The sequence below is a fragment of the Thermithiobacillus plumbiphilus genome, from assembly GCF_038070005.1.
Classification (GTDB): Bacteria; Pseudomonadota; Gammaproteobacteria; order Acidithiobacillales; family Thermithiobacillaceae; genus JBBPCO01.
The window spans coordinates 59974-84996 of the sequence record NZ_JBBPCO010000010.1; the positions used below are offsets into that span (position 1 = coordinate 59974).

A 25023-nucleotide genomic window follows, 5' to 3' on the forward strand; every position below is an offset into this window, starting at 1 on the left:
GGTATATTATCGTATTCTAATATGCGAACGCGGGGCGTGCCGTTCTGATCCCGCGCATCTTTACCAACACGCTGTGGGAGGGGGAAATGGCGGAGCAGCATGCATGTCTTGCCGGGCAGTCCCGGCCTGCCGTCCGGTTGCTGGCATTGGTGCTGGGCTTGCTGCCTGGCACGAGCCTGGCCCTGGACTTTCGGGAAAGTGTGGAACTGGCCTTGCGCCAGAATCCGGACATGCAGGTCAGCCAGGCCCAGCTTGCCCAGGCCGAGGCGGGCTTGCACCAGGCCCAGGCGAGGCGCTATCCGAGCCTGTCGGCTTCCCTGACCGGCACCTATACCAATGACGCCCTGAACGCCTTCGGGCTCAAGCTTTCCCAGCGCAATGCCACCTTCAATGACTTTGGCGCGGGTGAGTTCAATGGTCCCGGTAGCCTCTCCGTGGCACCCGGCAATCTCAATCATCCTGGCGGCACCGGCAACCTCGATACCCGCTTCGAGCTGAACATTCCCATCTATAACGGCGGCCAGATCCGCGGCTTCATCGAGCAGGCGCGCGCCCAGCTCCGGGCCGCGCAGCAGGGCGACGTAGCGGCGCGCCAGCAACTGATCTTCAATGTGGCCCAGGCCTATCAGGGCGTGCATGCCGCCCGGTCTTTCGTCGGCGTGGCTGCACAGGGCGTACAGGCGGCTGAGGCCTACGTGAAAACCAATGAAAGCATGCTGCGCCAGGGGATGATCGTGCGCAGCGATCTGCTGTCGGCGCAGGTGCGCCTGGAGGACGCGCGGATTCAACTGGAACAGGCCCGCAATGCCGAGGCGGCGGCCATGGATCAGCTGCACCTGTTGATTGGAATGCCCCTGGACGTACCGCTGACGCTTGGCCCGGACGCCGAGATCGCGGCTCCCGCCGGGAGCCTTGCGGATCTGCAGGCCGGTGCGGTAGCTGGCAATCCGCAGATCCAGGCCATGCGCCAGCAACTGGCAGCGGCCCAGGCCGGCATGCGGACGGCGCGCGCGGCCTATTATCCCCATCTCAACGCCATGGCCCGGCAGGACTGGAACAGCGGCGAACTCAGCCTGGGCGCGCCGTCCTATACCGTGGCCGGGGTGCTGTCCTGGCAGCTCTTTGATTTTGGCGCTAGCCGTGCCGGGGTGGCGCAGGCGGAAGCGAAACGCATGGAATTGCAGGCGCGCCTGCGCCAGGCGGAGGATGGCATCCGTCTCAAGGTGGCCGATGCCTGGCGCAAGGTGCGGGAAGCGGAGCGGCGCATCACCTTGCGCCGTCAGGCGCTGGTGCAGGCCGAGGAGGCGCAGCGACTGGTGGACAGGCGTTATCGCAATGGTGTGACGACCATGGTGGAAGTACTCGGCAACCAGGCGCAACTGGACAAGGCCCGGGCGGACCTGGTGCAGGCCCGCTACGATCAGGTGATTCAACGGGCGGTCCTGCGCCTGGCGACGGGATCGCTGGTCCCGGAATCATTTTAGCTTGCGCATGTGACTGTCGGACAAGGAGGAATAATGATAATGAACAAGGCCTGCCGTCGCATGCTGCCGGCACTTGTGTTCGGTGCGCTGCTGGCCCTGAGCGCCTGCGGCAGGGAGGAGCCGGCCAGCCGCGCGCCAGCCGCGCAAGCGCCTGCGGTAAGCGCCGAGATCATGCCGGTGGCCGCCACGCAGATTCAGCAGCTCAGCGAAGTGCCAGGGACGGTGATCGCTGAGGATCAGGTACAGGTTTCCTCGCGGTTGATGGGCTATATCCGCGATATCACGGTGCATGAGGGCGACCCGGTGCGCAAGGGGCAGCTGCTGTTCAGCATCGATCCGACCGATGTCCAGGCGCAGATCGGACAGGCGCGTGCCGGAATGGCCCAAGCCGAGGCTGGTCTGGCCGCCGCGAAACTACAGTTCGAGCGTTCCAGCGCCCTGCTGCGGGACGAGTCGATACCGCGGGTGCAGTACGATCAGGCCAAAACCCAGCTCGAGGTGGCGCGCGCTCAGATGGCCCAGGCGCGAGCCGCCATGCAGGCCGCCAACGCTCAGCTCAAGTACGTCCGGGTCGGTGCCCCCATCACCGGGGTGGTCACCCAGAAGCTGGCCAGTGCCGGTGATCTCGCCGCGCCGGGCAAGCCGGTGCTGGTCATCGAGAACCCCGACCGGCTGCAGGTGCAGGTGGCCCTGAGTGAATCCCTGCTGGCCGGGCTGAAACCCAATGATCCGGTACAGGTCCGGCTGGAAGGCGGGAACCAGGCGTTGACGGGGCAGGTGCTGCGCATCCTGCCCTCGGCAGACCCCACCACCCATTCCTATACCGTCAAGATCGGCCTGCCGGCGGGAACCGATCTGCGCAGCGGCAGCTATGTGCGGGTGGCCATTCCGCAGGGCACGCGGATCGGCGTGCGCGTTCCACAGTCGGCCCTCGTTGAACGTGCCGACATCACGGGCGTGTTCGTGGTGGATCAGCAGGGGGTGGCGCATCTGCGCATGGTGCGGACCGGGCAGGTGAGCGATGGCGCAGTGGAGATCCTGTCAGGCCTGAATCCGGGCGAGCGGATCGTCCGCAGCAACACGGCCACCCTGCAATCGGGCGATCGCATCGATGGGGGCGGGCATGGCTGAGCACGGCCCTTCTGGCGAGAAGCTGAACATCGCCGGCAAGCTCGCCGGCCTGTTCATGAAGTCCAAGATCACGGCGATGCTGATGTTGAGCATCACCCTGATCGGCGTGATGGCGCTGTTTGTCACGCCGCGCGAATACAATCCGCAGATCGTGGTGCCGGCGGCCAATATCATCGTCGCCCGTCCCGGCGCCGATCCCACGGAAGTGGCCAACATGGTGGTCAAGCCCCTGGAAGCCATCATGAACGCCATGTCCGGGGTGGATCACACCTTCGGCTATGCCGTGAACGACATGGGCGTGGTGACGGTGCAGTTCAAGGTGGGCGAGGATCAGGAGCGCAGTCTGGTCAAGCTCTATAACCAGCTCATGCAGAACCTCGACCGTATGCCGCCGGGCACCCAAGAGCCCCTGGTCAAGCCCATCAATGCCGATGACGTGCCGGTCATGGCGATTACCTTCGCCTCCCGGCAGTTTTCGGATGCCGAGCTGCGCGGCGTGGTGGAGCGGGTGCTGGAGCAGTTGCGCAATGTGCCCGGCGTGTCCTTCACCCAGATCGTCGGCGGCCGGCAACGCGCCGTCAATGTCTGGCTCGACCCGCAGCGCCTGACCGCCATGGGCCTGTCCCTGGACCAGGTCGACAGGATGCTGCAGGCGGCCAATGTCAGCCTGCCGGCCGGGGAGCTGAGCGGCGGCAATGTCAATGCCCCCTTGCGGGTGTCGGGCTATCTCGGGAATGCCGAGGAGATCGGCAAGGTGCTGGTGGGCGCGCCGCAGGGCCGGCCCATCTATCTCAAGGATGTCGCCCGCATCGAAGAGGGGCCGGGCGAACTGGAGCAGCTTTCCCGCTTCGCCTTTGGCCCGGCGGCGCAGGCCCGGCAGGCCCGGGGTGACATGGCGGCCGTGACCGTGGCCCTGGCGAAAAAGCCGGGCACCAATGCCGTAGTCGTGACCCGCGCGGTGCGGGAGCGGTTGGCCAGCCTCGAGCGCACGGTCATTCCCGAGGGCATCACTGCGGTGGTGACCCGCGATGATGGCGAGCGCGCCAATGATGCCGTCAATACCCTGGTGGAGCACCTCGGGATTGCCATCGGTTCGGTGGTGCTGATCCTGGTGCTGTTTCTGGGCTGGCGCGAGGCGGCCATCGTCACCCTCACGGTACCCCTGATTCTTTTCGTGGTGCTGGCAGTGGGACTGATGGCTGGCCAGACCATCAATCGCATCACCCTGTTCGCCCTGATCCTGTCACTGGGCCTGCTGGTGGATGCCGCCATCGTGGTGATCGAGAACATCCATCGTCATCTGCACCAGGGCGCGCCGCGGCCCTTTGATGCCGTGCTGGTGGATGCCACCAACGAGATCGGCAACCCCACCAATATCGCCACCATTGCCGTCATCGTGGCCTTCATCCCGATGGCCTTCGTCACCGGCATGATGGGGCCTTTCATGCGCCCCATTCCCTTCAATGTGCCGGTAGCGATGATCGCTTCCCTGCTGATCGCCTACATGGTCGTGCCCTGGGCCGCCTGGCGCTGGTTGTCGCGCAAGGCCGCCAAGCAGGCTTTGCGTAACAGGGAGAGCCTGGCAGAGCAGGGGCAGAACCATCAGGACTTCCTGCACCGGGGCTATGTCGCCGTCATTACGCCACTGCTGCGTAACGGGTTGGTGCGCAGCGTATTCCTGCTGACGGTGGTGCTGTTGCTGCTGCTGGTGATGCTGCAGCCGGCCTGGCAGTTCATTCGCCCGCAGGGCATGAACGGTCCGCTGAGCCCACTCGGGGTGGAACTGAAGATGCTCCCCAACGACGATGTCGACACCTTCCTGGTCGAGGTCGATACGCCGGCCGGCACGAGCCTGATCAGCACCGGCGAGGTGACGCAGGCCGTGGCGGATGTGATCGGTCGCCAGTCGCTGGTGACCAATTATCAGACCTTTCTCGGCATTCCCGCGCCGGTGGATTTCGCCGCACTGGTGCGCGGGGATCTGATGAAGCGGGGCAGCAATCTGGCGCAGATCCGCGTGAACCTGGTGGACAAGCATGATCGCTCGACCAGTTCGCACGAGATCGTGCGGTCCCTGGACCGGGACCTCGCGCCCCTGCGCAAACGTTTCCCGCAAGCCCGCATCAAGCTCTATGAGCAGCCACCCGGGCCGCCGGTGCAGGCGCAGATCCTGGCCCAGCTCTACGGGCCGGACTATGAGCGCCTGCGGGCATCAGCCACCGACGTCAGTGCGGCCTTCGAGCGGATCTACGGCATGGTGAATGTCGATGACTCGGTGACGGCCAATCTTGCCAGTTACACCCTCCATGTGGATCGGCAGAAGGCGGCACTCGCCGGGGTGGCGCCAGCCCAGGTGGCCAAGCTCCTGCATGACTACGTGTCGGGCTTTTCCATGGGCACCCTGCATGTGGCCGAGGCCCGCGAGCCGATCGATATCATCGTGCGGCTACCGCGCGAGAGCCGGGCCACACCGGCCCAGATCCTGTCGCTCTATGTCACCAATGCCATGGGCAAGCCGGTGGCGCTGAGTGCCATAGCGCGGATTTCCCCCAGCCTGAGCGCAAAGCCCATCTATTTCCGCGACCAGAATCCGGTGGTCTTCGTCAGTGGCGAGCTGCTGCGTTCCAGCCCGGTCTATGCCGTGCTCTCGCTGGATCAGATGCTCGATGGCCGCCGTCTGCCGCACAGTGGCGTCAGCTTCGAGACCGGCAATCTCGGCTTCAATGAGGTCAGCCCCGAAGCCTTCATGGGCTACAAGCTGCTCTGGGGCGGCGAGATGCGCCTGACCCTGGACGTGTTCCGCGATCTCGGCAGCGCCTTCATGGTGGCCCTGGTCTTCATCTATCTGGTGCTGGTGGCCTATTACAAGTCCTTCATGCTGCCTGTCATCGTCATGGGCGCCATCCCGCTGACCCTGATCGGCGTGTTTCCGGGCCACTGGATCACGCAGCAGGCCTTCACCGCCACCTCGATGATCGGGGTCATCGCCCTGGCGGGCATCGTGGTGCGCAATTCATTGCTGCTGATCGACTTCGTCCTCGACTATCGGGCGCGTGGCTATGCCCTGGAGGATGCCGTGATCGAGGCCGGCGCTGTGCGTTTCCGGCCGATCCTGCTGACGGCACTCGCCATCATCCTGGGCTCGGCCATCATGATCACCGATCCCGTGTTCGGGGGGCTGGCCGTGTCCCTGATCTTTGGCACCTTCGCCTCCACGGCCCTGACCCTGCTGGTGATTCCGCTGGCCTATTTCCTCTGGCAGCGGCGTCTGGGGGATGGGCGGCGAGCGGATGCGTGATTTTGGACAGTATTGCAGCGGCATTGTAGTATGATCAGGACCAATGATGGGCCCGGCATCCGCCGGCAGGCTGCGATAGGAGAAGGTCTTGCGTGATTTTGTAACCCAGAATGCGTTTTTGTTGCTGGCGCTGGTTTTCGTCGTGTTCATGCTGGCCCGGGGCAGCATCCGCAAGCGCCTGTCCGGCTTTGACGAGGTGGATCCCGGCCAGGCGACCCAGCTCATCAACCGCGAGGATGCCATCGTGGTCGACGTGCGCGAGCCCCAGGAATGGTCTCAGGGCCACATTCCCGGCGCGCGCCACATCCCGCTTGGCCAACTTCCCAAGCGTCTGAATGAGCTCGAAAAGTACAAGGATCGGCCCATCATCACCCAGTGCCGCAGCGGTATGCGTTCCGCAACGGCGGCCAGTACCTTGAAAAAGGCCGGTTTCACAAAAATATACAATCTCAAGGGCGGGATCACGGCCTGGAAGGGCGCGGGTCTGCCGCTCGATCGCAAATAGACGAGGATCCTATGGCCCAGGTGGTCATGTATGTGACAGGCATCTGCCCGTATTGCCATATGGCGGAATCCCTCTTGCGGCGCAAGGGTGTCAGCGTCCACAAAGTCCGGGTGGATCTCGATCCCTCGGAGCGCATGGTGATGCTCGATCGCAGCAATGGCCGCCGTACCGTGCCGCAGATCTTCATCGGTGACTTTCATGTCGGTGGCTTCGATGATCTGGCCGCCCTCGATCGCGCCGGCCAGCTCGATCCACTGCTGACCCAGCCCTGAAAGCCCCCCGTGCCGGGGTGGAATCAAATCCCATCCAGGAGGCCTGCATGTCCGATGTCCATGTCGTCTGTTCTTCCTGTCATGCCGTCAATCGCCTGCCGTCCGCGCGCCTGCGTGAGAATCCGCGTTGTGGCAAGTGCCACGCCCATCTCTTCGATGGTGATCCCGTCGAGCTCACGGCCGCCACCTTCAGCAAGCACATCGAGAAAAATGACCTGCCGGTGGTGGTGGATTTCTGGGCGCCCTGGTGCGGGCCCTGCCGCATGATGGCACCCCAGTTCAAGCAGGCCAGCGAGGACATGGCCGGGCGGGTGGTGTTCGCCAAGGTCAATACCGAGGCCGAGCAGCAGCTTGCAGCGCAGTTCGGTATCCGCTCCATTCCCACGCTGGCGCTGTTTCAGGGCGGGCGCGAAGTGGCCCGCATGAGTGGCGCGCTCGGTAAAAATGACCTGATCCGTTGGATCGAACAGCATTTGCGTTCATAATGGCGCCTCCCGGCCCAAGGGCCCGCATTCACGAAATCCACCAAGGAAGGAAACATGGCTGACGAGCAGGAAGTCGTATTCAATCTGGAGAAGATCTACCTCAAGGATGTCTCTTTCGAGGCGCCCAATACCCCGTCGGTGTTCCTGATCAATGAAACGCCGACCGTGGACGTGAATCTTTCCACCCAGAGCCAGCCTGTCGAGGGCATGGACGGCTTCGTAGAGACGGTGCTGACGGTTGGCGTCAGTGCCAAGCTCGATGAACGGACCTTCTTCATGGTGGAAGTGCAGCAGGCTGGCCTGTTTCGTATCCAGAATGTGCCGGATGACCACATGCCGGGATTGCTGGGCATACATTGCCCCAACATCCTCTTTCCCTATGCCCGCGAGGCGATTGCCGACCTGATCGGCAAAGGCGGGTTCCAGCCCCTGCATCTGAATCCCATCAATTTCGAAGCGCTTTTCCAGGCCAGCCTGGCCGAGCAGGAAGCTCAGGCCAGGCCGCAATAGTCCCTCCATGATGTCGGATCGTATCGCTGTCCTGGGTGCCGGGCACTGGGGTTGTGCCCTGGCGGTACATCTGGTGCGAACCAGTCACAGCGTGCGGCTCTGGGGTCATCGTGCCGCGTCACTGGAGCAAATGGCTGCCAGCGGCACGCTAGCGCCGGTATTTCCGGGGCTCCCGCTCCCTGAGGATCTACACCCGAACCCGGATCTGGCCGCGGTGCTGGCAGCCAGTGATGCCGTTCTGCTGGCCGTACCCAGCCGCTATTTCCGTGAGACCTTGCATCTCGTGCGCCCACATTTGCGGGAAGGCATGATTGTGGCCTGGGCCAGCAAGGGTCTGGAAGATTCGACCAGCATGCGGCTCGATGAAGTCGTGGCTGAGGCGCTGCCGACCGGCTGGCCCAGTGCCGTGATTTCCGGCCCGACCTTCGCGGATGAAGTGGTCAGGGGGCTGCCGGGCGCGCTGACGGTTGCCTCGCAGGATCTGTCAGTGGCCGAACGGGTGGCAATCTGGTTGCGTTCCGACTCCTTGCGCGCCTATACCAGCCAGGATGTCGCCGGGGTCTGCCTTGGGGGAGCCATCAAGAATGTCATGGCGATTGCGGCCGGCATTTCCGATGGCCTGGGCTTTGGCTACAACGCGCGCGCGGCCTTGATCACCCGCGGGCTGGCGGAGCTGCTGCGCCTGGGCCAGGCGCTTGGTGGGCATGCGGAAACCTTCATGGGGCTGGCAGGTGCCGGAGATCTGATCCTGACCTGTACCGGGGATCTTTCTCGCAACCGTACTGTCGGGCTGCGACTTGGGCGGGGCGAGCGCCTGCCGGACATCCTTGCCGATCTGCGGATGGAAGCCGAGGGGGTGCATACTGCCCGGGCACTTTACGAACTTTCCCGACGGCGCGGGATCGAGATGCCGATCGTGGAGCAGGTCTATCGTGTGCTGTTCGCGGGACAAGCGCCCCGGACCGCGCAGGAAAACCTCATGCATCGCCAGCCGCGGCGCGAGGATGGCTGAAACCGCTTAAACGGCGCCGGGAAAGCCCAGTTGGCGCCAGGCCTCATAGACCACCACCGCCACGCTGTTGGACAGGTTGAGGCTACGGCTGTTTGCTTGCATGGGCAGGCGCAGGCGCTGCTCCGGTGGCAGGGATCCAAGGAGTTCCACCGGCAGGCCGCGGGTTTCCGGACCAAAGACAAAACAGTCATCCGGCTGGAAGCTCACTGCGTGATAAGGCTGCCTTGCGCGGGTGCTCAGGGCAAGGATGCGTCGGGGCTGTACACTGCTTGTAAAGGCCTCCCAGCCTGGGTGCACGCGCAGCCGTGCCCATTCGTGATAATCCAGACCGGCCCGGCGCAGCTTGCTGTCGTCCAGCGCGAAGCCCAGTGGCTCGATGAGATGCAGCTCGGCGCCGGTGTTGGCGCACAGGCGGATGACATTGCCGGTGTTGGGTGGTATTTCGGGCTGATACAACACCACTTTGAACATGGTCGACCTTTCAGGTGTGCGGGTGAAGGGTTCGGGCCAGTACCCAGACATCCACCCGCTCGGCACCGGCTGTCAGCGCGGCGCGTGCCAGGGCGCTGACCGTACCACCCGTGGTCAGGACGTCATCGATGATGGCGACATGTCGGACGGGCAGAGGACGAACCTGGAAGATCGTCTCGCTGTCCTGCAGGCGTTCGCTGCGACCGAGGCGGGCGTGCTGCCGGGTGTGCCGCAAACGCTTGGCATAGTGATACAGGACCGGGATGTCCAGGGCGCGTCCCCAGTGGCGGGCCAGCAATCCGGCCTGATTGAAGCCCCGGCTGGCCAGGCGCCGCCAGTGCAACGGCACCGGCAGCAGGGCCTCCGGAAGCTCCGTCAGCGGCCCGACCGTTTCCAGCCAGCTTTCCGCCAGCACCCGGGTCCAGACCAGCCGGCCATGGTATTTCCATTGGTGAATGGCCTGATCCAGCGGCGCAGCATAGCTGAAAGCGGCGGTGCAGGCACTGAACGGCGGTGGGTCGAGCTGACAGCGGGCACATCGGGTGTTTGCCAGGCCCGTATGCGGGACGGCGCACTGAGGGCAACGTATCCTTGGCAGACGCGGCAGGGCGGCTAGACAATCCTGGCAGATAGCGCGGCCAGGAAGATGGCAGAGCAGGCAACGCGCGGGATAGAGAAAATTCAGCATGGCACGATTTGGTCCGGGAGCTTTGCATCCTAGCATGCACTTGTGCATGCATGTAAAGCCCGGTCACTGTTAACCACAAGTCTGGCTGAAGGTTGACAGCTTCGCCTGGCCAGGCCTATAAGGAGACATTATGGAAGCGACGACACAGACCAGGATCGTGAGTGGCGCCTCGGCTCGCCGGGCCGCCAGCGTTTTTCATTACGGCAACCTGGCCGCGGCCCTGATCCCGGGCTTCGCCATTCTGTGGTTTGGCATGTCGATGCTGGTCTTCGCGGTCAACAGTCACCATCCTGATCCCCGGGTGCTCGCCTTCAACCGACGCGCCGCACGCAGTTACTATCCGGTCATGGCCGTGGTGTTGCTCATCATCGCCGCTGGCTTTGGCGGTCTGGCCGAAGCCCTGGAACTGCCCCAGTTGCTTGAGGCCCTGGGGCTCGACTTCCTCGGCCGGCTGGGACTGGATCCTGACTTCGCATCGCTGCTCTTCGCCATGTGGTTTGTGTTGTTCATCGTGCTCGTACCCCTGAGCATTCGTGCCCTGATCGATATCCATCGCACTGACTGGCACGATGTGGTCGTGAAACCTGATGAGGAGTGAATGATGCAACAGGAGATCCTGAACCGGCTCAATGACATGGTCGAGCGGGTACTCGCCGGGGAACTACTCACGGAAGATGAGGGCCGCTGGCTGATTCGCCTGGATGCCGGCTACCTGCCGCAGCTCATGGCCGGTGCCGACCGCATACGCCGTCATTTCCGTGGGGAAGCGGTCGAGGCCTGCGGCATCAGCAATGTGCGCAGCGGCAACTGCAGCGAGAACTGCAGCTTCTGTTCCCAGAGCGGGCATCACAAGGCCGCCACCGCACCCGTCTATGGCTATATCGCCGAAACGGATCTTGTCGCCCAGGCCCAGCGGCTGCGCAGCCTCGGGGCCACGGATTTCGGCATCGTCTCCAAAGGTTGGGGCGTGCGCGGCAACAAGGAAAAGGGCAAGCTCCAGGATTATCTGGCGAATCTCAGGGAGCACAGCGACATCGGCCGTTGCGCCTCGCTCGGTGCGCTCGATGAATCCATGGCTCGCGAACTCAAGGCCATGGGGCTGGAGAACTATCATCACAATCTCGAGTGCGCCGAGTCGTTCTTTGAGAATGTCTGTACCACGCACAGCTATCAGGAAAACATCGATACCATCCAGGCCGCCCAGCAGGCCGGCATGCGCGTCTGCGCCGGTGGCATTCTTGGCATGGGCGAGAGCCTCGACCAGCGGGTCGAACTGGCCATGACCCTGCGCGCCCTGAACGTCGAATCCGTGCCCCTGAACTTCCTCAATCCCCAGCCGGGCACGCCCATGGGCCATCTGCCCAAGATGGAGCCACGCGAGTGCCTGCACATGATCGCGGTATTCCGTTACCTGCTGCCGCAGGCCGAGATCCGCATCGCCGGTGGGCGCACGCACATGCGCGATTTGCAGGCAATGATCTTCTACGCCGGTGCTTCCGGTGTCATGATCGGCGATTATCTCACTACCGCCGGGCGCAAGGTCGAAGACGACCTGCAGATGCTCAGGGATCTTGGCGTGACAATCCGTGGTGACACCTTCCAGCGCCGGGCGCAGCAAGCCCAGGAGCAGGCCACCGGGCTGTCCTGATCCGGTTTCATGGCGGATCTCGATGCATTCCTGAGGCAGGATCTGGCCGAGGCTGAAGCCCGGGGGCTGCGCCGGCGCTCGCAGGTGCTCGACCCGCTCGGGGGCCCTCGCTTTCAGGATGGCCGCCAGAAGCTGCTCTCCTTTTCCAGCAACGATTATCTGGGCCTGGCCCGCGACCCGGCCCTGCAGGAAGCACTATGCGCCGGCGCCAGGGCCTTTGGCACCGGCAGTGGCGCGGCCCACCTGCTCGGCGGGCACCGCAGCGCGCACGCCGCGCTCGAGCGGGATCTGGCGGCATTCACCGGCCGCGAGGCCGCTCTGCTGTTTGGCAACGGCTATCTCGCGAACCTCGGCGCGATCACCGCCCTGCTCGGGCGTGATGACCACATTTTCGCCGATCGCCTCAACCATGCTTCCCTGGTGGATGCCGCGCTGCTTTCGCGAGCCCGGCTGCAGCGCTATCGGCACAACGACCTCCAGCACCTTGAAGCACTCCTGCAGCGCACGCCCGCGCGTGGCCGGCGCCTGATCGTGACCGATGGCGTGTTCAGCATGGATGGTGACCTTGCCCCATTGACCGCGCTCGCGGAACTGGCCCGGCGTTATGATGCCTGGCTGATGGTGGATGACGCGCATGGCCTGGGCGTGCTCGGGTCAACAGGCCGGGGCAGCCTGGAAGCCTTCTCGCTGTCGCCGCAAGACGTTCCGGTACTGATGGGCACGCTGGGCAAGGCCTTTGGCGTGTATGGTGCCTTCGTGGCGGGCAGCCAGTCCCTGATCGATTTCCTGCAGCAGCGGGCGCGCAGCTATATCTACACCACCGCCCTGCCACCGGCTCTGGCGAGCGCCACGCAGGCGGCCTTGCTGCTGGTCCAGCAGGACCACTGGCGGCGCCAGCACCTGCAAACGCATATCCAGCGCTTGCGTCAGGGTCTCAAGAGTCTGGCCTGGAGCCTGATGCCCTCGGATACCCCGATCCAGCCTCTGCTGGTAGGCGAGGCGGAGGCCGCGCTGAATCTCAGCCAGCAGTTGCGCCAGCAAGGGTTTTACGTTCCGGCCGTGCGTCCGCCGACCGTGCCGCAAGGGAGCGCGAGGCTGCGCATCACCCTGAGCGCCCTGCATCAGGACCAGGACGTGGATGCCCTGATTGCTGCCCTGCAGGATTGTCATCATGCGTCCTGAATCCTGGGCCTACTCGCAGCACGGCCAGGGGCCGGATCTCGTCTGTCTGCACGGCTGGGGCACGCAGGGGGACATCTTTATCCCACTGGTGGATGAACTGGTGCAGGGTTTCCGGGTGACCACCCTGGACCTGCCAGGCCATGGCCATACGCCCTGTGGGGCCGGGCTGGACCTGGACCGAGCCGCCGCGCGGCTAGGCACTATTCTGGAAACGCTGGCAGGGCCCAAACCCTGGCTGCTGGGCTGGTCTTTGGGCGGCATGATCGCGCTTGATCTGGCGCGCCAGTCGCCGGATAGCCTTACCGGTCTGGTGCTGATCAGTACCACGCCACGCTTCGTCGCTGGCCCGAACTGGGCAGCGGGCATGGAAGCCGCTGCCTTTCAGCAGTTCGCCCATAATCTGCTCGACGATCCCCAGGCCACCGTCAAGCGTTTCCTGGCCCTGCAGACCCTGGACGACGGTGAGGGCCGTCGCGCCCTGCGACAGCTGCAGCAGGGTAGCCCCTGGCCGACGCCGGATCCTGATTGCCTGGCCGGCGGGCTGGACATCCTGCGGGAAATTGATCTGCGGCCAGCGCTCGATCAAATGCGCCTGCCCGTGCTGCTGATCCAGGGCGGCCGGGACCGGGTGGTGCTGCCGCAGGCGGCCGAATATCTGGCAGAACGCTTGCCCGACAGCCGTTTACTGAATCTGCCCCGCGCGGGGCATGCCCCCTTTCTGACGGCTCCCGCGGAATGCGCGCAGGCGATTCGCCGCTTTCTGGATGAACGATGATGGAAAACCCGCTCAATCTGATTGACAAGCAGGCAGCCCGGCGTGCCTTCAACCGCGCAGCCATTACCTATGAGGCCGCGGCCGTACTGCAGCGCGAGGTCGCCGACCGCCTGCTGGAGCGGCTCGACCTGGTCAAGCTCGATCCCGCCTGGATTCTCGATGCCGGCAGCGGCACCGGCTATGCCTGCCGACGTCTCAATAAACGCTACCCCAAGGCCCAGGTCGTCGCGCTCGACTTCGCCGAATCCATGCTGCAGCAGGCGCGCAAGGGCCGGGGCTGGTTTGCCAGGCAGCAATTCGTCTGCGGCGATCTCGAAGCCTTGCCCTTTCAGGCGCAGCACTTTGATCTGGTCTTCTCGAATTTCTCCCTGCAATGGTGCAACGATCTGGACGCGGTGTTCTCCGGCTTCCGGCATCTGCTCAAGCCCGGTGGCCTGCTGATGTTCACCACCTTTGGCCCGGATACCCTGCGGGAACTGCGACAGGTCTTTGCCGAGGTGGCGCCCGGACAGCCTCACGTCAGTGACTTCGTGGACATGCACGACATCGGCGACGCCCTGGTGCGCCAGGGCTTCGAGATCCCGGTCATGGATGTGGAACACTTCACGCTCACCTATGCCGAACTGCGCGCCCTGATGCAGGACATCAAGGCCATCGGCGCGCAGAATGCCACGGCCGAACGCGCGCGAGGTCTGCTGAGCCCTGCCCGTTGGCGCGCCCTGAACAGTGCCTATGAAAGCTTCCGTCGGGAAGGGCGCCTGCCAGCCACTTATGAAGTGGTCTATGGCCATGCCTGGGCCAGCACCCGGCCAGAAAATCGCACCCTGGATGACGGCAGCATCGCCGTGCCGCTGTCGCAGTTACGGCGGCGCTGATGCAGGGCTACTTCATTACCGGTACGGATACAGGCGTCGGCAAGACCCTGACGAGCTGCGTCTTCTTGCACGCGCTGGCGCAGCAGGGATTGCGGGTGGCAGGCTACAAGCCCGTCGCCTCCGGTTGCGAGCAGACCGCCGAGGGCCTGCGCAATGAGGATGCCCTGGCCCTGATCGCCCACAGCAATGTCCCGCTGGATTATGCCAGCGTGAATCCCTATGCCCTGGCCGAGCCGATTGCCCCGCATTGGGCAGCGAGACTCGCCGGCAAGGACATCGACCTGCCTTTTTCATTGCATCAGGCCCAGGCGCTTGGCGACCGGGTCGATCGCCTGATCGTCGAAGGGGCGGGAGGCTTTCTGGTGCCGCTCAACGAGCGGGAAAGCTTTGCTGATCTGGCCGAAGCGCTCCAGTTGCCAGTCATCCTGGTAGTCGGCCTGCGCCTCGGCGCCATCAATCATGCCCTGCTGACAGCAGAGGCCGTTCTCAGGCGCGGCCTGACCCTGGCCGGCTGGGTAGGCAACGCTGCCTGGCCCGAACCCATCCCCGCAGGCACCATCGAAACCCTGGAAACCCGAATGCCAGCACCGCGACTTGCCACCTTCTCCCACCAGTATGATCCAGACATCTCCAACCTGGCAGAAGCCTTGCGGCTCGATATGCTCTGACCCTTCCCCCTTGGTCCTATAGGTGGAGCAGCTAAACTTGTCTATGAAATAGATATGAGCTTTTGTTGCAGGGCCGGTCAGTCAGGAGATGCGTATGCCGAAGTTGAAGGCCATGCTGAAGCAGCCTGGGGTGCTTGCAGTCGGCAGGTTCTCCCGCAAGGGATTGCTGGATGATGTCTACGGCGAGCTCAGCGAAGAGGACGCCAGCCTGGCTGCCAGAATGTGTGCCGCCAATGCCATTGCCAGCGGCGTTCAGGGGCAATTGCTTACGGCGCTGTCCGGGCGGGAGGAGTTTGTAGACCATGTCGGCTGGACCATGCTTGGCGACGAGCTTGGAATGGTTGCCATCGAGGACATGTTCTGCCTGATCCGTCTGCGCGAAGCCTCGCTGGCTGAAACTGTCAGGATCATGCGTCAAGCCGCCGGCGTGGACTGAGCTTCGATCAAGGAGAGAGAAAGATGCCCACACTGGAAGAACTGATGTCTTTGCCGGGTGCCTTTGCAGCCATCGAGTATTCCTGCACCGGTGGCCTACGGGAATTCAAGGGGGAATTGGCCCAGGACAGTGCCGAGCTGCTGGCCGAGGTCTGTGCTTCCAATATTGCCATGTACCGCATGGAGGCGAGTGGCTGGGAGAAGCACACCGGTCAGCAAGGCTTTTTTCCGAGCAAGGGTTTTTCCCTGATCGGACTCGATCACGTGCTGGTGGCGAGTGATACCCATGCCGTGCTGGTGCATGGCAGGGATATCGACTATGACCGCTGTTTTCAGTCACTGTCCAGCGCCGGATAGCAGAAAGCCAGGAGAGGCCGCATGACACAGCTCAACCAGCTCATGGATATACCGGGAATGCTCGGCGCCATCCGTTTTCTCGACGATGGCAGCGTGGATGAAAGTATCGGCTCGATTGATCCGGAGCACGCTGTCCTTGCCGCCGAGCTGTGCTTTGCCAATACCCGCATCGCCCAGCAACAGGGGGATTTGCTGGTGGCGTTTACCGGCCTGGGTGGCTGGTCGCCGCCACGGGGCTGGGCCATGGCCGGGCCGGAAATATCCGTCTGTGGCATGGCATCAGTTGCTTGCTTCGTCAGCAACAAGGAAATATCATATAATACGCTGTTTACAGTGCTGTATCGCGTCGCGCACGCCTGAGCCTCTGGTGTCTTGCAGGAACCCCGCTTCCTTTTGACCTGATCTGCCCGCTTTCCGGGCATTCCGCCTGACCTTCCGTTAGAAATTCTCTATGACGAAAAGAATAATTTGATTAGCCCGGCTCGCAGCAATCAGGCAACATATTAGAGCATGTTGAAATGCCAGCCATTATCTTATGGGCCCCCAAGAAACCTTTGTGGGAATGGGCGTGCAGGCGGATTGACATAAAGATATTTGTGTCTTATTTTGCGCTTGGCAGCCCGTACTCCGCCTTTTGTCTGACGAGGTGAGTAGGTACAGGCTGGTCAGTTTGAAGATAACCTTTTGGAGGGCATATGGCCTCGGCTACGGCTACGATGACAGGTACAGCCGCTCCCGCACAAGCGGCGGTGGAGTACAATTTTGATATTGTAAAACGGTTTACCATCATGGCCCTGGTCTGGGCCGTGGTAGGCATGGCGGTGGGCGTCTGGATCGCGTCCGAGCTGGCTTGGCCGTTCCTCAATTTTGACAATCCCTACATTTCGTTTGGACGCTTTCGTCCAGTGCATACCACCACGGTGATCTTTGGTTTTGGTGGCAGCGCCCTGTTCGCAACCTCCTACTATGTCGTGCAGCGCACCTGTCAGGCGCGGCTGTTCAGTGATGCACTGGCCAACTTCACCTTCTGGGGCTGGCTTGCCGTCATCCCCCTGGCGCAGATCACCTACATGCTGGGCTTCAGCCAGACCCGCGAGTACGCGGAATTCGAGTGGCCGATCGATATCCTGATCGCGCTGGTCTATCTTGCCTACCTGGTCGTCTTCGTCGGTACCATCATGAAGCGCCGCCAGAAGCATATCTATGTGGCCAACTGGTTCTTCCTGGCCTACATTCTGGCGACCATCATCCTGCACATCTTCAATAACCTGGCCGTACCGGTGTCCTTCACCGGGATGAAGTCCTACCCGCTGTTCTCCGGGGTGCAGGACGCCATGACGCAGTGGTGGTATGGTCATAACGCGGTGGGCTTCTATCTGACCGCTGCCTTCCTCGGCATGATGTACTACTTCGTTCCCAAGCAGGCTGGCCGCCCGATCTATTCCTATCGGCTGTCCATCATCCACTTCTGGGCGCTGATCTTCATGTACATGTGGGTGGGCGCGCATCACCTGCACTGGACCGCCTTGCCTGACTGGACCTCCACGCTGGCTGCCACCTTCTCCATCATGCTCCTGTTGCCTTCCTGGGGTGGCATGATCAACGGCATCCTGACCCTGTCGGGTTCCTGGGAGAAACTGCGCACCGATCCCATCATGAAGTTCCTGATCGTGGCCCTGTCCTTCTACGGCATGTCCACCTTCGAAGGCCCGATGATGGCGCTCAAGAGCGTGAATGCCCTGTCGCACTACACCGACTGGACCGTGGGTCACGTCCATTCCGGTGCCCTGGGCTGGGTGGCCATGATCACCTTTGGCTCGCTGTATCATCTGGTTCCCAAGTTGTGGAACACGGAGATGTACAGCACCCGCCTCATCAATACCCACTTCTGGCTGGCTACCATCGGTGTCCTGCTTTACATCGTCGCCATGTGGATCAGCGGTATTACCCAGGGCCTGATGTGGCGCGCCTTCGATGAGTACGGCAACCTGATGTACCGCTTCGCCGAGTCCGTCTCTGCCATGCACCCCTTCTATGCCATGCGTGTGCTGGGTGGTGTTTTCTTCCTGACTGGCGCCATCATCATGGTCTACAACGTGGCGATGACCATCCGCCAGGCGAAGACTGTGCCGGCTGCGACCAAGGTCGCCTGAGTCCCAAGTCATCAATTGCCAATAACCCCGCGGCGCAGGGTCGCGGGCATCAAGGAATTGTGAAATGAAGCATGAGACCATAGAAACGAACATTGGCATCATGCTGGTGCTGGTGATGATCGTCATCAGTATCGGCGGCCTGGTGGAAGTCGTTCCGCTCTTCTTTATCGACAAGACCATCGAAAAGGTTGACGGGGTACGCCCCTATACCCCGCTGGAGCTTGCCGGTCGGAACATCTACCAGCGTGAAAGCTGCTTTTATTGCCACTCCCAGATGATCCGCCCCTTCCGCGACGAGGCCATGCGTTACGGGCATTACTCGCTGGCGGCGGAAAGCATGTATGACCATCCCTTCCAGTGGGGCTCCAAGCGCACAGGTCCGGATCTGGCACGCGTCGGTGGCAAGTACTCCAACGAGTGGCATGTGGCCCATCTGATTGCACCGCGTGAGGTGGTGCCGGAATCCGTCATGCCCAATTATTCCTGGCTGATGGAAAACCGCCTGTCCACCTCGGACATTCCGGCGGACATGCAGGCCCTGCGCAAGGTGGGCGTGCCTTATAGCCAGAGCGAGTCGGAGTTCATCGACAACGTTGCTAACTTCGGTGCCAAGACGGCGCTGGAACTGCGCATCAATGGCCGTGAACTGCGTGGTGCCGAGGTGGACCAGTTCATCAATGGTCTGAATGCCCAGATCGACCAGGTGGTCGCCAAGGCCCGCCGCGAGGTGGATGGCAAGCCGGCGCTGGTATTCAGTAGCTCCAAGGTGGTGCGCGAGGCGGAAATCCCGGCCTATGTGCAGCAGGTCAAGCAGGATGCCCAGACCGTATTCACCAGTCTGGTCAAGACCGGGGATGACGGCCAGAAAGTCCTCGCTCTTCCGGGCGCCATGGATAACCTCAAGGCCCAGGCCGAGGCCAATTTCGATGGCGACCCTGACCGTCTGACCGAGATGGATGCCATGGTAGCCTACCTCCAGATGCTTGGAACCCAGGTTGACTTCAAGAAGTATGACGAGGGCTACCTGTCCCAGTTCCGATAAAAGGTACGCATGGATCAGCTCTACGGTATTTTTGGGCCTTTCTATGAGGGGGGCCATGCAGGCCCCTTTCTGCTGATCATTTTTTTCGTGACCTTCGTAGGCATACTGATCTATGTGCTCGGGGGCAGGAAGAGGAGCCAGCGCATCGAAAACGAAAAGTACTCGATTTTCGATGAGGAAGGTGGCCCTGAACAACGCAAAAGCCACAAGGAAGATGCCAAAGATGGAAAAGAGTCATAAACCCAAGGTGGAAACGACGGGGCACGTCTGGGACGGCGACCTCGCGGAATACAACAATCCGTTGCCGACCTGGTGGGTCTGGGCTTTCTACGCAACCGTGGTGTTCGCGGTCGTGTACTGGTTCCTGTATCCGGCCTGGCCCGTGGGCAAGGGTTTCACCACAGGGCTCCTGCAGGAAGAGGTCAAGGTCAACGGTCAGACCGTGAGCTCGCACTGGAACACCCGTGTTGCCTATCTTGCCGACATGCAGGAAGGGCGCGAGGCCCAGTCCAAGTTCTATAACCAGCTCAATGGCATGAGCCTGGAGCAGATCAGCGCCAATCCCGAACTGATGGGATTCGTGCGCAGTGCCGGCAAGACCCTCTTCGGTGACAACTGTGCTGCCTGCCACCGCGCTGGCGGCCAGGGCAATCCGGGTGTGGCTCCCGCCCTCGTGGACGACGACTGGTTGTATGGTGGATCGCTCGAAAAGATCCAGGAAACCATTACCAGTGGGCGCCATGGTTTCATGCCGGCATTTGGCCCCGCGTTGCGGCCTGAGCAGATCTCTGCGCTGGCAGAATATGAGCTGAGCCTGTCCGGCCACTCGAAAGATGCCAGGCTGGCCCAGGCTGGTGAGGCCCTGTTCCACAGCAATGAGGTGGGTTGTTTCGGTTGCCATGGAGTTGCTGGCAAGGGCAACCAGATGATCGGCGCGCCTAATCTGACGGATAATATCTGGGTATGGGCGAAAGTGGACCCCAAACTCAAGTCACCGAGCCGGGAAACCCTGGAAGCGATCATCACCAACGGCCTGAACCGGGGTGTCATGCCCAGCTGGGAAGGGCGCCTGAGCCCGGATCAGATCAAGATCCTGGCCCTCTACGTCCACCAGCTTGGCGGTGGCCAGTAAGCGAACTTAAGAGTATAACTAAAGTCTAATTGACGAGTGGGCCCAAGGTAGGTTCTATCTTGGGCCTTTTTCATCCGGCGGCCCACCGATGCCCCACTCGTAACATCAGCGCCGCGCTATTTCCTTGTGGAGAAGGCAATGGCCACAGAGCATCCGCTCGTCTTTCATGATCCGCGCCAGCGGGTCTATCCCCGTTCTGTCAAGGGGACGTTCCGAAGCATCAAGCACGGCATTCTGCTGCTTGCCTATACGGTTTTCTTCCTGTTGCCCTATGTGCGCTGGGACCGGGGACCAAACTTTCCTGATCAGGCAATCCTGTTTGATCTGCCGCATCGCGCGTTCTACATTTTTGGCCTGACCATGTGGCCTCAGGAAGTGATCTGGCTTGCCATCTTCCTCTTGTTTGCCGCGGTTCTGCTGTTTTTTGTGACCGGCATCGCCGGGCGGGTGTTCTGCGGCTACTTCTGCTTTCAGACGCTCTGGACCGATCTTTACATGACCATCGAGCGCTGGGTGGAAGGGGATCGGACCGCGCGCATGCGACTGGACAAGGAACCCTGGAGCTTTCGCAAGCTGCGCTTGAAGTTCGAAAAACACGCACTCTGGATAGGTGTGGCCTTTCTGACCGGTGTCAGCTTTGCAGCCTATTTCACTGATGCATTCGATTTATGGCGTGACTTTTTCCTGCTGCAAGCGGCGCCCGCGGCCTATATCACGACCCTGATCCTTACGGCGACCACCTATACCATGGCGGGATTGATGCGCGAGCAGGTCTGCACCAGTTTCTGTCCCTATGGCCGGTTCCAGAGCGTCATGTTCGATGAGAACACGAAGATCGTGGCGTATGATGTCGCGCGTGGCGAGGGTTCGCAAGGCCGAGCAAAACCCAAAAAAGGGACGGGTCCGGAGGAAAGAAAGGCGGCCGGCCATGGTGACTGCATCGATTGCGGCTTGTGCGTGCAGGTCTGCCCGACCGGGATCGACATTCGAAATGGACTGCAGTACCAGTGTATCAGCTGTGGTCTGTGTATCGATGCCTGTAACAACGTCATGGATAGCGTGAAGCTGCCCAAGGGGCTGATCAGCTACACCTCGGAAAAGGAGCTGAGGAATGAAAAGGTGAACCACTGGACGCCGAAAACGCTGGGCTATGCGGCCGTGCTCCTGGCCGTGGCGGTGTGGTTTGCATTCAGCATGGCGAATCGCAGCACGCTGGTGGTCGATGTGCAGCAGGAGCGTCAGCCTCTCTACGTGCAACTATCGGATGGCCGCATTCAGAACAAATATGAGATCAAGGTGACCAACAAGCAGGGCCAGGCCGCAAGCTATGCCATCGATGTGCTGGGCCTGCCGCAGGCCGAGGTGCAAATCAGTCCGAACCCGCTGCAGGTCGGTGCCGGCAGGGCGCTGGGGACCACGGTCTATATCAAGGTTCCACCAGCCTCGCTGAAGGAGAGCAAGACCCATTTCAACTTCCGGATCAAGCAGCAGGGTAGTGGGGAAAGTGCTCGCTATGAAACGGACTTCTATGCACCCGAAGAGATGGTCGGTGGAGATGATGACGATGAAGGCTAGCTGGATGCGGGAATGGCGACCTTTGGTAATCGTTGCCGGTTTGACGATCGTCGTCTTGGTCAACATTCTGCTGTTTTATCTTTCGAACAAGGATTTTCCGGGAGTGGTCGAGAATGACTACTATGAAAAAGGTGTTTACTACAATGAATACCTGGCTCGTCTGGAGCAGCAGCGGGCACGTGGCTGGCAGTTGAACCTGGGTTGGGTGGCAGAGCCGCAAACCGGGCAGCCTGCCATCCTGCGTTGCGTGGCGAAGGACAAGACAGGCCAGCCGATCAAAGGGGCAAAAGTGGAGGTGAAGCTGTTGCGTCCTGGCGAACCCGCTGTGGATCAGCAGTTGCTCCTGGAGGAGGTGGCACCGGGCGATTACCAGGGCACGGTGAGCCTGCCGCGCCCGGGTAACTGGGACATGGTGCTGACCATGACCAAGGGCCAGGACCAGCATGAAAAGCAGGCGGAAGTCTGGGTGGTTCCTTCGGTGAGTGCCGGGGCGTAGCTTGGCATGGTGCCCGTCGTCACTTCCGAGCAGCAGGAACTTGCGGGCACGGCGCCAGAGGCCTGCTTCCATTGTGGCCTGCCCAATCCATCGGATGCCCGCTATCAGGCTCGTGTAGACGGGGCTACGCGCGAATTCTGTTGCGCGGGTTGCCTGGCAGTGGCACAGGCCATCGAATCCGCCGGTCTCGGGGAATATTACCGCCATCGCTCCAAACCGGCGGACCGGGCCGAATTGCTGCCGGATTTCCTGCAAAGTGCCACACTGTATGATGATCCGCTGGTACAGAAGAGCTTCGTGCGTAGCGCCGGAGAACACGAGCGCGAAGCCGCGCTGATCCTGGAAGGCATCACCTGCGCGGCCTGTGTCTGGCTCAACGAGCGCCATCTGCGCAGCCTGCCCGGGGTGCTCGAAGCCAACATCAACTATTCCACCCAGCGGGCAAGTGTGCGCTGGGATGATCGCCAGCTTCATCTTTCAGACATCATCCAGGCCATAGCCGCCATAGGCTATCACGCTCATCCCTATGATCCCGGGCGCCAGGCGGAGGTGCTGGAGCGGGAACGCCGTGGCATGCTGCGCCGGCTCTTCGTGGCAGGCCTGAGCATGGCCCAGGTGATGATGCTGGCGGTGGCGCTCTATGCCGGCGCATATTATGGCATGAGCCCGGAAATGGCTGAGTTCTTCCGCTATGTCAGCCTGATCTTCACCCTGCCGGTGGTGTTCTACTCCGCCTGGCCATTCTTTCTGGGGGCCTGGCGCGATCTGAAGCGCTTTCAGCCCGGCATGGATGTGCCCGTTTCGCTTGGCATCATCGCGGCGTTTGCCGCCAGTGTCTGGGCCACGCTCCAGCAGGCGGGCCAGGTGTACTATGACACCGTGACCATGTTCGTGTTTCTGCTGCTGGGGGCGCGCTTTCTGGAGATGAGTGCCCGGCGCCGGGCTTCGCACGCAGTGGAGGCCCTGAACCGGGTCATGCCGGCCCTGGCCCGGCGGGAGAGCGATGGGCAGGCGGACTGGGTGGCGCTGGGAGAGGTTCGCCCCGGCGACATTCTGCTGGTGCAGCCCGGTGAGACCATTCCACTGGATGGCGAGGTACTGGAAGGCCAGAGTGATGTGGATGAATCCCTGCTCACGGGCGAGAGTCGTCCGGTCCCGAAATATCCGGGGGCGCAGGTCATCGGCGGCACGATCAACCAGGACGGGCCTCTGCGGCTGAAAGTGCTGCGGGTCGGCGAGGACCTCGTCATCAGCCATATCGGGCGGCTGCTGGAGCGGGCCCAGGCGGAGCGTCCGCCGATCGCGCACATTGCCGACCGCACGGCACGCTGGTTCGTCTCGGCAGTGCTGCTGCTGGCCGCGGCTGCGGGCATCGGCTGGTATATGGTGGACCCGGCCAAGGCCTACTGGGTGGTGGTGGCCGTGCTGGTGGTGACCTGCCCCTGCGCGCTCGGGCTGGCGACTCCCGTGGCAATCACCGCGGCGACTGGCCGGCTGGCACGCGAAGGCGTGGTGAGCACCCGGGGGCATGCCCTGGAAGCCATGGCCCACGTCACCCATCTCATCTTCGACAAGACTGGTACCCTGACCGAGGGTCGGCACCGCCTGCACCATGCGCATGTCCAGGGTGACGAGGACGCGGCCTGGTCGGTCGTGGCGGCCCTGGTCCGGCTTTCCGAGCATCCCTTGAGCCGGGCCCTGCAGCGTAGCCTGCAGGGTCGCACTCTGGCTGCACCGAGCACCAGCGAACCGGTGAACTATCCCGGCCAGGGCATGGAGGCTCAGGTCGGGCAGCGCTGTTATCGCCTCGGGCAGCCAGCGTTTGTCGAGGCCCTGGCCGGCCCGATGCCGGCGCAATGGCAGCCCTTGCAGCAGGCTTATGCTGCCGAAGGCATGAGTCTGGTGGCTTGCGGCAGCAGTGAAGGCTGGCTTGGTCTGTTCGCACTGGGTGACCAGTTGCGCGAGGATGCCGGGCAGACCGTGCAGTTGCTGCAGGCGCGGGGCTACACGGTCTGGCTGCTCAGTGGCGATCACGAGGGTGCGGTGGCGCGCGCGGCGTCAGAGACCGGAATCAGATACTGGCGCGCGGCACAGGGCCCTGAGGACAAGTTGCAGGCCATGCGGGAATTGCAGCAGTCAGGGGCGGTGATCTGCATGGTGGGCGATGGCATCAACGATGCGCCGGTGCTTGCCGGGGCCCAGGTGAGCATCGCCATGGGGGCTGGCACGGCCGTGGCGCAGGCGGGCGCCGATCTGATCCTGCTCTCGAACCGGCTGCTGCAGATCCCGGCGACTCTCGACCTGGCCAGTCGTACCCTGCGCCTGATCCGGCAGAATATCGGCTGGGCAATTGGCTATAATGTGGTGGCCCTGCCTCTGGCCATCAGTGGCTGGCTCACACCCTGGATGGCCGCCATCGGCATGTCACTCAGCTCTCTGATCGTGGTTGCCAATGCGCTGCGGCTGACCGGTGGAGCAGGGAAGGGACAGCTACAGGCGGAGGGCAAGCGGATTGGCCCAAGGAGCCAGACATGAACATGATGTATTTTTTTGTCGGCGCGGCGGTGATTGGCGCCATAATGGTCGGGCTGGTCTTTCTGTGGGCCCTGCGCTCCGGACAGTTCGATGATCTGGAAGGGCCCGCCTACCGCATCCTCTTCGATGAGGATGACCCGATGTTGCCGGGCAATCGCCAGCGTGCCGAGGAGGCCCGCTCGCGGGCCGATCTGGAGCGGGGCAAGGATCAGGCACCGGGGCCGGACAGTTGACCTGAGGCGCTGAAAAATTTACAGTTGCCTCTCGTGCTATGTAGGAGAATACAGGTGAACG

The 25023-nt window shown here is 62.4% G+C and carries 27 protein-coding genes; 25 read left to right on the top strand and 2 right to left on the bottom strand.

Going from position 1 to position 25023, the window contains the following annotated elements; all coding sequences use genetic code 11:
- Nucleotides 1-86 precede the first annotated feature (86 nt).
- The 8 genes from WOB96_RS10590 to WOB96_RS10625 all read left to right on the top strand — a co-directional run bounded on the left by WOB96_RS10590 (nt 87) and on the right by WOB96_RS10625 (nt 8697).
- Nucleotides 87-1484, top strand: coding sequence for a TolC family protein (locus WOB96_RS10590; protein ID WP_341371264.1), 1398 nt, complete (start codon nt 87-89; stop codon nt 1482-1484).
- 33 nt (nt 1485-1517) lie between these two features.
- Nucleotides 1518-2615: an efflux RND transporter periplasmic adaptor subunit gene (locus tag WOB96_RS10595; protein WP_341371265.1), complete on the top strand. Its 1098-nt coding sequence runs from the start codon at nt 1518-1520 to the stop codon at nt 2613-2615.
- Nucleotides 2608-5913, top strand: coding sequence for an efflux RND transporter permease subunit (locus WOB96_RS10600; RefSeq protein ID WP_341371266.1), 3306 nt, complete (start codon nt 2608-2610; stop codon nt 5911-5913). Before WOB96_RS10595 ends, WOB96_RS10600 begins: the two co-directional genes overlap by 8 nt.
- A gap of 88 nt (nt 5914-6001) precedes the next feature.
- Entirely contained in the window at nt 6002-6418 is a 417-nt protein-coding gene (locus WOB96_RS10605; protein ID WP_341371267.1) for a rhodanese-like domain-containing protein, read from the top strand.
- 11 nt (nt 6419-6429) lie between these two features.
- The gene (grxC, locus tag WOB96_RS10610; RefSeq protein ID WP_341371268.1) at nt 6430-6690 is read left to right on the top strand and encodes a glutaredoxin 3; all 261 of its coding nucleotides are present in this window, start codon (nt 6430-6432) and stop codon (nt 6688-6690) included.
- 47 nt (nt 6691-6737) lie between these two features.
- Nucleotides 6738-7175, top strand: coding sequence for a thioredoxin TrxC (gene trxC / locus WOB96_RS10615; protein ID WP_341371269.1), 438 nt, complete (start codon nt 6738-6740; stop codon nt 7173-7175).
- 54 nt (nt 7176-7229) lie between these two features.
- Nucleotides 7230-7685 carry a protein-export chaperone SecB gene (secB, locus tag WOB96_RS10620; protein WP_341371270.1) on the top strand — a complete coding sequence of 152 codons (456 nt, stop codon included), beginning with the start codon at nt 7230-7232 and terminating at the stop codon, nt 7683-7685.
- A 10-nt stretch (nt 7686-7695) separates the two neighbouring features.
- Nucleotides 7696-8697, top strand: a complete 1002-nt coding sequence (locus WOB96_RS10625; RefSeq protein ID WP_423229740.1) for an NAD(P)H-dependent glycerol-3-phosphate dehydrogenase — start codon at nt 7696-7698, stop codon at nt 8695-8697.
- Between the two features lie 6 nt (nt 8698-8703).
- Here the strand turns inward: WOB96_RS10625 and trmL are convergent, their stop codons facing one another.
- Both trmL and WOB96_RS10635 read right to left on the bottom strand, forming a co-directional pair.
- Nucleotides 8704-9168, bottom strand: a complete 465-nt coding sequence (trmL, locus tag WOB96_RS10630; RefSeq protein ID WP_341371272.1) for a tRNA (uridine(34)/cytosine(34)/5-carboxymethylaminomethyluridine(34)-2'-O)-methyltransferase TrmL — start codon at nt 9166-9168, stop codon at nt 8704-8706.
- A gap of 10 nt (nt 9169-9178) precedes the next feature.
- Complete coding sequence (locus tag WOB96_RS10635) at nt 9179-9856, bottom strand: double zinc ribbon domain-containing protein (protein WP_341371273.1); 678 nt, start codon at nt 9854-9856, stop codon at nt 9179-9181.
- Between the two features lie 130 nt (nt 9857-9986).
- Here WOB96_RS10635 and WOB96_RS10640 point away from each other — a divergent pair, with 130 nt between their 5' ends.
- The 17 genes from WOB96_RS10640 (at nt 9987) to ccoS (ending at nt 24962) form a co-directional block, all read left to right on the top strand.
- Nucleotides 9987-10454 (top strand): hypothetical protein, encoded by a 468-nt coding sequence (locus tag WOB96_RS10640; RefSeq protein WP_341371274.1) that lies wholly within the window; start codon nt 9987-9989, stop codon nt 10452-10454.
- 3 nt (nt 10455-10457) lie between these two features.
- Nucleotides 10458-11504 (top strand): biotin synthase BioB, encoded by a 1047-nt coding sequence (gene bioB / locus WOB96_RS10645; RefSeq protein WP_341371275.1) that lies wholly within the window; start codon nt 10458-10460, stop codon nt 11502-11504.
- Nucleotides 11505-11513: 9 nt separating this feature from the next.
- Nucleotides 11514-12686 carry an 8-amino-7-oxononanoate synthase gene (gene bioF / locus WOB96_RS10650; RefSeq protein WP_341371276.1) on the top strand — a complete coding sequence of 391 codons (1173 nt, stop codon included), beginning with the start codon at nt 11514-11516 and terminating at the stop codon, nt 12684-12686.
- Nucleotides 12676-13461: a pimeloyl-ACP methyl ester esterase BioH gene (gene bioH / locus WOB96_RS10655; protein WP_341371277.1), complete on the top strand. Its 786-nt coding sequence runs from the start codon at nt 12676-12678 to the stop codon at nt 13459-13461. Before bioF ends, bioH begins: the two co-directional genes overlap by 11 nt.
- Nucleotides 13458-14336 (top strand): malonyl-ACP O-methyltransferase BioC, encoded by an 879-nt coding sequence (gene bioC / locus WOB96_RS10660; RefSeq protein WP_341371278.1) that lies wholly within the window; start codon nt 13458-13460, stop codon nt 14334-14336. The genes bioH and bioC overlap by 4 nt, the downstream gene beginning before the upstream one ends.
- The gene (gene bioD / locus WOB96_RS10665; RefSeq protein ID WP_341371279.1) at nt 14336-15004 is read left to right on the top strand and encodes a dethiobiotin synthase; all 669 of its coding nucleotides are present in this window, start codon (nt 14336-14338) and stop codon (nt 15002-15004) included. The genes bioC and bioD overlap by 1 nt, the downstream gene beginning before the upstream one ends.
- A 94-nt stretch (nt 15005-15098) precedes the next feature.
- A complete protein-coding gene (locus tag WOB96_RS10670; protein ID WP_341371280.1) occupies nt 15099-15440 on the top strand; it encodes a DUF2173 family protein in 342 nt (113 codons plus the stop codon).
- A gap of 23 nt (nt 15441-15463) precedes the next feature.
- Nucleotides 15464-15796: a DUF2173 family protein gene (locus WOB96_RS10675; protein ID WP_341371281.1), complete on the top strand. Its 333-nt coding sequence runs from the start codon at nt 15464-15466 to the stop codon at nt 15794-15796.
- Nucleotides 15797-15817: 21 nt separating this feature from the next.
- Nucleotides 15818-16156 carry a DUF2173 family protein gene (locus WOB96_RS10680; RefSeq protein WP_341371282.1) on the top strand — a complete coding sequence of 113 codons (339 nt, stop codon included), beginning with the start codon at nt 15818-15820 and terminating at the stop codon, nt 16154-16156.
- A 356-nt stretch (nt 16157-16512) separates the two neighbouring features.
- Nucleotides 16513-17949 carry a cytochrome-c oxidase, cbb3-type subunit I gene (gene ccoN, locus WOB96_RS10685; RefSeq protein WP_341371350.1) on the top strand — a complete coding sequence of 479 codons (1437 nt, stop codon included), beginning with the start codon at nt 16513-16515 and terminating at the stop codon, nt 17947-17949.
- Between the two features lie 64 nt (nt 17950-18013).
- Nucleotides 18014-18991 carry a cytochrome-c oxidase, cbb3-type subunit II gene (gene ccoO / locus WOB96_RS10690; protein WP_341371283.1) on the top strand — a complete coding sequence of 326 codons (978 nt, stop codon included), beginning with the start codon at nt 18014-18016 and terminating at the stop codon, nt 18989-18991.
- A gap of 9 nt (nt 18992-19000) precedes the next feature.
- Nucleotides 19001-19231, top strand: coding sequence for a cbb3-type cytochrome c oxidase subunit 3 (locus tag WOB96_RS10695; RefSeq protein WP_341371284.1), 231 nt, complete (start codon nt 19001-19003; stop codon nt 19229-19231).
- On the top strand, nt 19215-20123 hold the full coding sequence (gene ccoP, locus WOB96_RS10700; protein ID WP_341371285.1) for a cytochrome-c oxidase, cbb3-type subunit III: 909 nt from the start codon (nt 19215-19217) through the stop codon (nt 20121-20123). The genes WOB96_RS10695 and ccoP overlap by 17 nt, the downstream gene beginning before the upstream one ends.
- A gap of 138 nt (nt 20124-20261) precedes the next feature.
- The gene (ccoG, locus tag WOB96_RS10705; RefSeq protein WP_341371286.1) at nt 20262-21698 is read left to right on the top strand and encodes a cytochrome c oxidase accessory protein CcoG; all 1437 of its coding nucleotides are present in this window, start codon (nt 20262-20264) and stop codon (nt 21696-21698) included.
- On the top strand, nt 21688-22194 hold the full coding sequence (locus WOB96_RS10710; RefSeq protein WP_341371287.1) for a FixH family protein: 507 nt from the start codon (nt 21688-21690) through the stop codon (nt 22192-22194). Before ccoG ends, WOB96_RS10710 begins: the two co-directional genes overlap by 11 nt.
- 6 nt (nt 22195-22200) lie before the next feature.
- Nucleotides 22201-24729 carry a heavy metal translocating P-type ATPase gene (locus WOB96_RS10715; RefSeq protein WP_341371288.1) on the top strand — a complete coding sequence of 843 codons (2529 nt, stop codon included), beginning with the start codon at nt 22201-22203 and terminating at the stop codon, nt 24727-24729.
- Nucleotides 24726-24962: a cbb3-type cytochrome oxidase assembly protein CcoS gene (gene ccoS, locus WOB96_RS10720; RefSeq protein WP_341371289.1), complete on the top strand. Its 237-nt coding sequence runs from the start codon at nt 24726-24728 to the stop codon at nt 24960-24962. Before WOB96_RS10715 ends, ccoS begins: the two co-directional genes overlap by 4 nt.
- Nucleotides 24963-25023 lie beyond the last annotated feature (61 nt).